This is a genomic window from Zoogloea sp. (assembly GCF_028693495.1).
In the GTDB taxonomy this organism is placed as follows: domain Bacteria; phylum Pseudomonadota; class Gammaproteobacteria; order Burkholderiales; family Rhodocyclaceae; genus Zoogloea.
Map to the genome: position 1 here is coordinate 1 of NZ_JAQUVG010000145.1, position 5,540 is coordinate 5,540.

General features: G+C 64.3%; 6 protein-coding genes. 2 read left to right on the forward strand and 4 right to left on the reverse strand.

The genetic code is table 11. The annotated features are described in order from the left end of the window. Positions 1 to 180: 180 nt before the first annotated feature. Both mutM and PHD22_RS16090 read left to right on the forward strand, forming a co-directional pair. Positions 181 to 990 carry a bifunctional DNA-formamidopyrimidine glycosylase/DNA-(apurinic or apyrimidinic site) lyase gene (gene mutM / locus PHD22_RS16085; protein WP_299869186.1) on the forward strand — a complete coding sequence of 270 codons (810 nt, stop codon included), beginning with the start codon at positions 181 to 183 and terminating at the stop codon, positions 988 to 990. Positions 991 to 1,078: 88 nt separating this feature from the next. After that, positions 1,079 to 3,046 carry a dynamin family protein gene (locus tag PHD22_RS16090; protein WP_299869189.1) on the forward strand — a complete coding sequence of 656 codons (1,968 nt, stop codon included), beginning with the start codon at positions 1,079 to 1,081 and terminating at the stop codon, positions 3,044 to 3,046. Positions 3,047 to 3,150: 104 nt separating this feature from the next. Here the strand turns inward: PHD22_RS16090 and PHD22_RS16095 are convergent, their stop codons facing one another. The 4 genes from PHD22_RS16095 to PHD22_RS16110 form a co-directional block, all read right to left on the reverse strand. Next, positions 3,151 to 3,402: a YfhL family 4Fe-4S dicluster ferredoxin gene (locus tag PHD22_RS16095; RefSeq protein WP_299869192.1), complete on the reverse strand. Its 252-nt coding sequence runs from the start codon at positions 3,400 to 3,402 to the stop codon at positions 3,151 to 3,153. A gap of 21 nt (positions 3,403 to 3,423) precedes the next feature. Continuing rightward, positions 3,424 to 3,912, reverse strand: coding sequence for a pantetheine-phosphate adenylyltransferase (gene coaD, locus PHD22_RS16100; RefSeq protein ID WP_299869195.1), 489 nt, complete (start codon positions 3,910 to 3,912; stop codon positions 3,424 to 3,426). 36 nt (positions 3,913 to 3,948) lie between these two features. Next, on the reverse strand, positions 3,949 to 4,485 hold the full coding sequence (gene rsmD, locus PHD22_RS16105; protein ID WP_299869198.1) for a 16S rRNA (guanine(966)-N(2))-methyltransferase RsmD: 537 nt from the start codon (positions 4,483 to 4,485) through the stop codon (positions 3,949 to 3,951). Continuing rightward, positions 4,482 to 5,540, reverse strand: a 1,059-nt coding sequence (locus tag PHD22_RS16110; protein ID WP_299869201.1) for a pitrilysin family protein, incomplete at its 5' end; no start/stop codon positions are given. The genes PHD22_RS16110 and rsmD, both read right to left, overlap by 4 nt.

Sequence of the window (5,540 nt, forward strand, 5' to 3'; positions counted from 1 at the left end):
GCAGAATCGGGCGTAAGGAACTCATGGGTTGGGCTCGGAATATTTCTTCGACAGGCCTGCCGGTCGGGGTGCCGACAGCAAACACGGGTTGGATCACGCCGCTACAATAGGGTTCGATTGATGTTAGGCCCTTTCGAATAGCCCAGCAAGCGAGCCTCTTCCACCCACCTCATCTTTACGATGCCTGAACTCCCCGAAGTCGAAACCACCCGGCGGGGCATCGCCCCGGAACTGGAAGGACAGCAGGTCACTGCCGTCCTGATCCGCAATGGGCGCCTGCGCCAGCCGGTACCCGCCAGCCTGGCCCAGCACCTGGCAGAGCAACCCCTGCAACGCGTCCGGCGACGCGCCAAATACCTGCTGCTGGACTTTCCTGCCGGCAGCCTGCTGATCCACCTGGGCATGTCAGGCAGCCTGCGCATCGTCCCGGCAGATCAGCCCCCGGAAAAGCACGACCACGTGGACATCGTGTTCGGAGCACGGACCCTGCGTCTGCGGGACCCCCGCCGGTTTGGTCTGGTGCTGTGGCAGGACGGAGAGACCGAACACCCCCTGCTGACCCGCCTGGGCATCGAACCCCTGAGTGACGGCTTCGATGGCGCCTGGCTGCACCGGGCCAGCCGGGGTCGACGCACCCCCGCCAAGCTGTTCATCATGGATGGCAGCATCGTGGTGGGCATCGGCAACATTTACGCCTCCGAAAGCCTGTTCCGGGCAGGCATCGACCCCACCACCCCCATGGACGAGCTCGGTCTCCGGCGCTGCACCCGCCTGGCGAGCTGCATTCGCGAAACCCTCAGCGACGCCCTCGCCGCAGGAGGCAGCACCCTGCGGGATTTCGTCAGCAGCACTGGCACGCCCGGCTACTTCCAGCAAAGCTATTTTGTCTATGGCCGGGATGGCGAACCCTGCCGGCGCTGCGGGACGCTCATCCGCAAACGCATCATGGGCCAGCGTGCCAGCTTCCATTGCCCCCGCTGTCAACGCTGAAGACGTTTCCCGACGGAGCGCTTCCGTTTATGCTGACGCTATTCGACCAATCCCCCGGTGCTGTGCCCTGCAGGCAGGAAAGAATCCCGTGAAAGACGCCCACATTCTCGCAGACCACTTTTCGGCCTACACCCAGTGGCGCGGTGACGTCGCCGCCGGGGTCAGCGAGCTCCGCAAGTGGTTGCAGACCAACGAAATCGGTGACGCCCAGTCCGACCTCCGCCTCCAGTACCTGCTTGATCGCCTGCGCGAGGACAAGCTGGTCGTCGCCTTCGTGGCCGAGTTCTCCCGGGGCAAATCCGAACTCATCAACGCCGTGTTCTTTGCCGGTTACGGCAACCGGATCCTGCCCTCCAGCGCAGGGCGGACCACCATGTGTCCGACCGAGCTCCAGTGGAAATCCGGCGACCGCCCGGAAATCCGGCTGCTCCCCATCGACAGCCGCAAGACCAACGCCAGCATTACCGAACTCAAGCGCTACCCGGAAGAGTGGCAGGTACGCCCCCTCGACACCCGCTCCGCCGAAAGCCTCCAGCAGGCCCTCGCCCAGGTGGGTGAAACCCGCATGGTCACGCTGTCCGAAGCCGAGGAGCTGGGCTTTCCCATTGACGAGAGCGGCGAGCGGGGGATCCGCCCGGACGCCTCCGGGCAAGTGGAGATTCCCCGCTGGCGGCACGCGATCATCCAGTTCCCCCACCCCCTGCTCGAGCAAGGGCTGGTGATCCTCGACACGCCGGGGCTCAACGCCATTGGCGCCGAGCCCGAGCTCACCCTCAACCTGCTGCCCAACGCCCATGCGGTGCTGTTCATCCTGGCAGCCGATACCGGAGTCACCCAGTCCGACCTGGCGGTCTGGCGAGAGCACGTGAATGGAGGGCGCCGCCAGCGGGGTCGCCTCGTCGCCCTCAACAAGATCGATGGTCTGTGGGACGGGCTGCGCAGCGAAAGCGAGATCGAGCGGGAGATCAGCGGCCAGGTGGCCAGCGTGGCTGCCACCCTCGACATCACCCCGGAGCAGGTGTATCCCGTCTCGGCTCAGAAGGGGCTGGTCGCCAAGGTCAATGAGGATGCCGGACTTCTCGAGCGCAGCCGGATCCTGCAACTGGAACAGGCCCTGTCCACCGAGCTGCTGCCCACCAAACGAGAGATCGTCCGGGACAGCACCCACGGAGACGTGAGCGACATCGTCGGTCGCGCCCGGGAGCTCCTCAATGCGCGCCTCACCGGCCTGCGGGAGCAGCTGCAGGAGCTCACCGACCTGCGCGGCAAGAACCAGAACGTCATCGAATACATGATGCGCAAGGTCCGCTCCGAGAAGGACGAATTCGAGCAGGGCCTGCAAAAGTATTACGCGGTACGCAGCGTGTTCTCGAACCTGTCCAACAACCTGTTCGAACACCTGGGACTGGATGCCCTGCGGGACGAGACCCGCCGGACCCGCGAAGCCATGCTCGACGCGGCCTTCTCCCGGGGGCTGCGGGAAGCCATGAAGGGCTTCTTTGCCCATCTGCGCGCCAACTTCAAGAAATCCACCGACGAAATCGGCGAGATCTCCAAAATGCTTGACGCGATGTACAAGCGCTTCACCGTTGAACATGGCCTCAAGCTGGCCGCCCCCACGGCCTTCTCGACCCTGCGCTATGAAAAGGAAATCGAGCGCCTCGAGGCCGCCTTCAACAGTCAGTTCAACACCGTGCTGACCATCGTCACCACCGAGAAACACACCCTGACCCAGAAATTCTTTGAAACCGTGGCCGTGGAAGCCCGGCGGACCTTCGAAGTGGCCAACCGGGACGCCGAGCAGTGGCTGAGGGCGGTGATGGCACCCCTGGAAACCCAGGTCCGGGAATACCAGCTGCAGCTCAAGCGCCGCCTGGAAAGCGTCAAGCGCATCCATCAGGCCACTGACACGCTGGAAGACCGGGTACGCGAATTGCAGCAGGCCGAAGACCAGCTGGTCGCCCAGCTGGCCCAGCTGAACCAGCTGGCCAACCGCATGGAGCAGGCCCTGACGCTGCCCGGGCCATCCGTCCCGGCCACCGCCCTGGCCGCCTGAGCACCCTCCTGCCCTGCATTCGATGAAAGGGCCGCCCGGGTGGAAACCAGGGCGGCCCTTGTTCTTGCTGGCCTACGGCTTACGCCGCCGGCACGATACCGGCCTTACTTGTCAGCGGTCAGCTTGAGAAACTTCTCCATCAGGTCATCCTTGTTTTCCGGATGCTCCGGATCGAAGGGGATGCAATCCACCGGGCAGACCTGCTGGCACTGGGGCTCATCGAAGTGGCCGACGCACTCGGTGCACTTGTTCGGGTCGATGATGTAAATCTCATCCCCCTGGGAAATGGCACCATTCGGGCATTCCGGCTCGCAGACGTCGCAGTTGATGCACTCGTCGGTAATCATCAAGGCCATTTTGTTTGACTTCCTCGTTACTTACTGTTTATTGAACTTCCGGCACAGGCGGTCATAGACACCCGGCTGCACGAACTTGCTGACATCACCGCCGAGCCGGGCAATTTCCCGCACCATGGAGCCGGAAATGAACATGTACTCGTCGGCAGGCGTAAGGAACACCGTTTCCACATCCGGGTAAAGCTTGCGGTTCATGCCTGCCATCTGAAATTCGTACTCGAAGTCAGACACGGCCCTCAGGCCGCGGATGATGACCCGAGCCTTGTTCTGGTGGAGAAACTCCATCAGCAGGCAGGCAAAACCCTGGACCTCCACGTTGGGATAAGCCGCAAGAACTTCCCGGGCGATCTCGACCCGTTCATCCACATTGAAGATCGGCCCCTTGCCGCCGCTCACCGCCACGCCGACGATGACCCTGTCGAACAGACGCGCTGCCCGGCGGACCAGATCTTCATGTCCCTTGGTGAACGGATCGAAGGTGCCCGGATAAACCGCGACGCCATCCCTCATATGCAGCCCTTCCCTGTCGGCCCGACCACACGAACATCAGGCATGCGCAGCAAAGAGGTGGTAATACACCTGCCCGGCCACCGCCTGCTTGATGAGTGTCAATCGGTCGATGTTTTCAATCTTGTATTCCGCTTCCACATAGGCCACACCGTCTTCCGACAGGAGATCCGGCAGCAGCGGCGCCATCCGCTCGATCCAGCCCGCCCGGTAGGGTGGATCCAGAAAGACCACGTCATAGGTGTGGCGTGCGGAGCGGGCGAATTTTAGCGCATCGGCCCGCACTAGCTCTACACACACCGCCTGTAGGGTCTTTGCATTGCTGCGGAGTGCGGCGAAGGCCACGGCATCCTGCTCGACCATGGTGACCTTTGCGGCCCCCCGGGAAGCGGCCTCGAAGCCCAGCGCCCCGCTGCCGGAGAAGAGATCCAGGCAGCGAAGTCCTTCGAGATCCTGCCCCAGCCAGTTGAAGAGGGTTTCACGAACCCGATCCGGCGTCGGACGCAGCCCCTTCACCGTGGACACGTCGATCAGGCGGGAGCGCCATGCGCCTCCGATGATGCGCACCTTGCTCAACGGGCACTCCCTGGGGTGCTCCCCTTGTCCCCATCCCCGCCCACCACCACGGTAATCAGGCGGTCCGGCTGGACGTGACGGCGGAACGCATCGCGGACCTGGGCCGCGCTCACCGCCTGGACGCGCTGCTGGTAGGTATCCAGATAATCCAGGGGCAGCCCATAGGCGCCGATCACGGCGACCTGCTCGAGCATCTTCCGGTTGGAATCCAGGCGGAGGGCAAAACCATTGACAATGTTGTCCTTGGCCGCCTTGAGCTCCGCATCGCTAGGGCCCTTGTCGAGAAAATCCTGCAGGGTGGCCGACACCACCCGGAGGGCATCCTCCAGCTGGCTGCCCTTGGTCTGCAGCCCGATCTGGAAAGGACCCACGTCCCGCTGAGGGATGAAGTAGCTATACACACTGTACGCATACCCGCGCTTCTCCCGGACCTCGTGGGTCAGGCGCGACACGAAACCGCCCCCCCCCAGGATGTAGTTGCCCACCAGCAGCGGAAAGAAATCCGGGTCCCCCCGGCGGATGCCCGGTTGCCCCACTGCGATGTGGGCCTGGGCCGCCGGATGGGGCACGCGGATCTGCTGGCCTGCGGGGCGGACGCTGTTCACCGCCGGGGCCGGCACCTCGCCCGTGGGCAGCCCACCCACCAGCCGCTCGGCGATGACCTCGGCGTCGGCGCGGGAAACATCCCCGACGATGCTCACGGTCGCCCGTGCTCCGGTGTAATGACGCTGGTGGAAGGCCACCAGATCCTCCCGGGTCAGGGCGCCCATGGTCTCCACGGTGGGAAGCCGGCCGTAGGGATGGTCAGGAAAGAGCGCGGCGGCAAAGCGGCGGGCCAGGATGGAGTCTGGCTGGGTCTCGGCCTCCTTGAGCCCGGCAATGCCCCGGGCCTTCTCCCGCTCCAGGGCCGCCTCGGGGAAGGTAGGCTGCTGGATCAGGGTCGCCAGCAGGCTCACCGCACCATCCCGCTCAGCCGGACTGCTGAGCGTCCGCAGGGACACGGAAGCCCGGTCCATGTCGGCACTGCCGCTGACCTGGGCCCCCAGATCGGCCAC

Excerpts from the sequence above, each read along its gene's own strand:
- PHD22_RS16095 (WP_299869192.1), bottom strand. The coding sequence starts at position 3,402 with ATGGCCTTGATGATTACCGACGAGTGCATCAACTGCGACGTCTGCGAG.
- mutM (WP_299869186.1), top strand. The coding sequence starts at position 181 with ATGCCTGAACTCCCCGAAGTCGAAACCACCCGGCGGGGCATCGCCCCG.
- coaD (WP_299869195.1), bottom strand. The coding sequence starts at position 3,912 with ATGAGGGATGGCGTCGCGGTTTATCCGGGCACCTTCGATCCGTTCACC.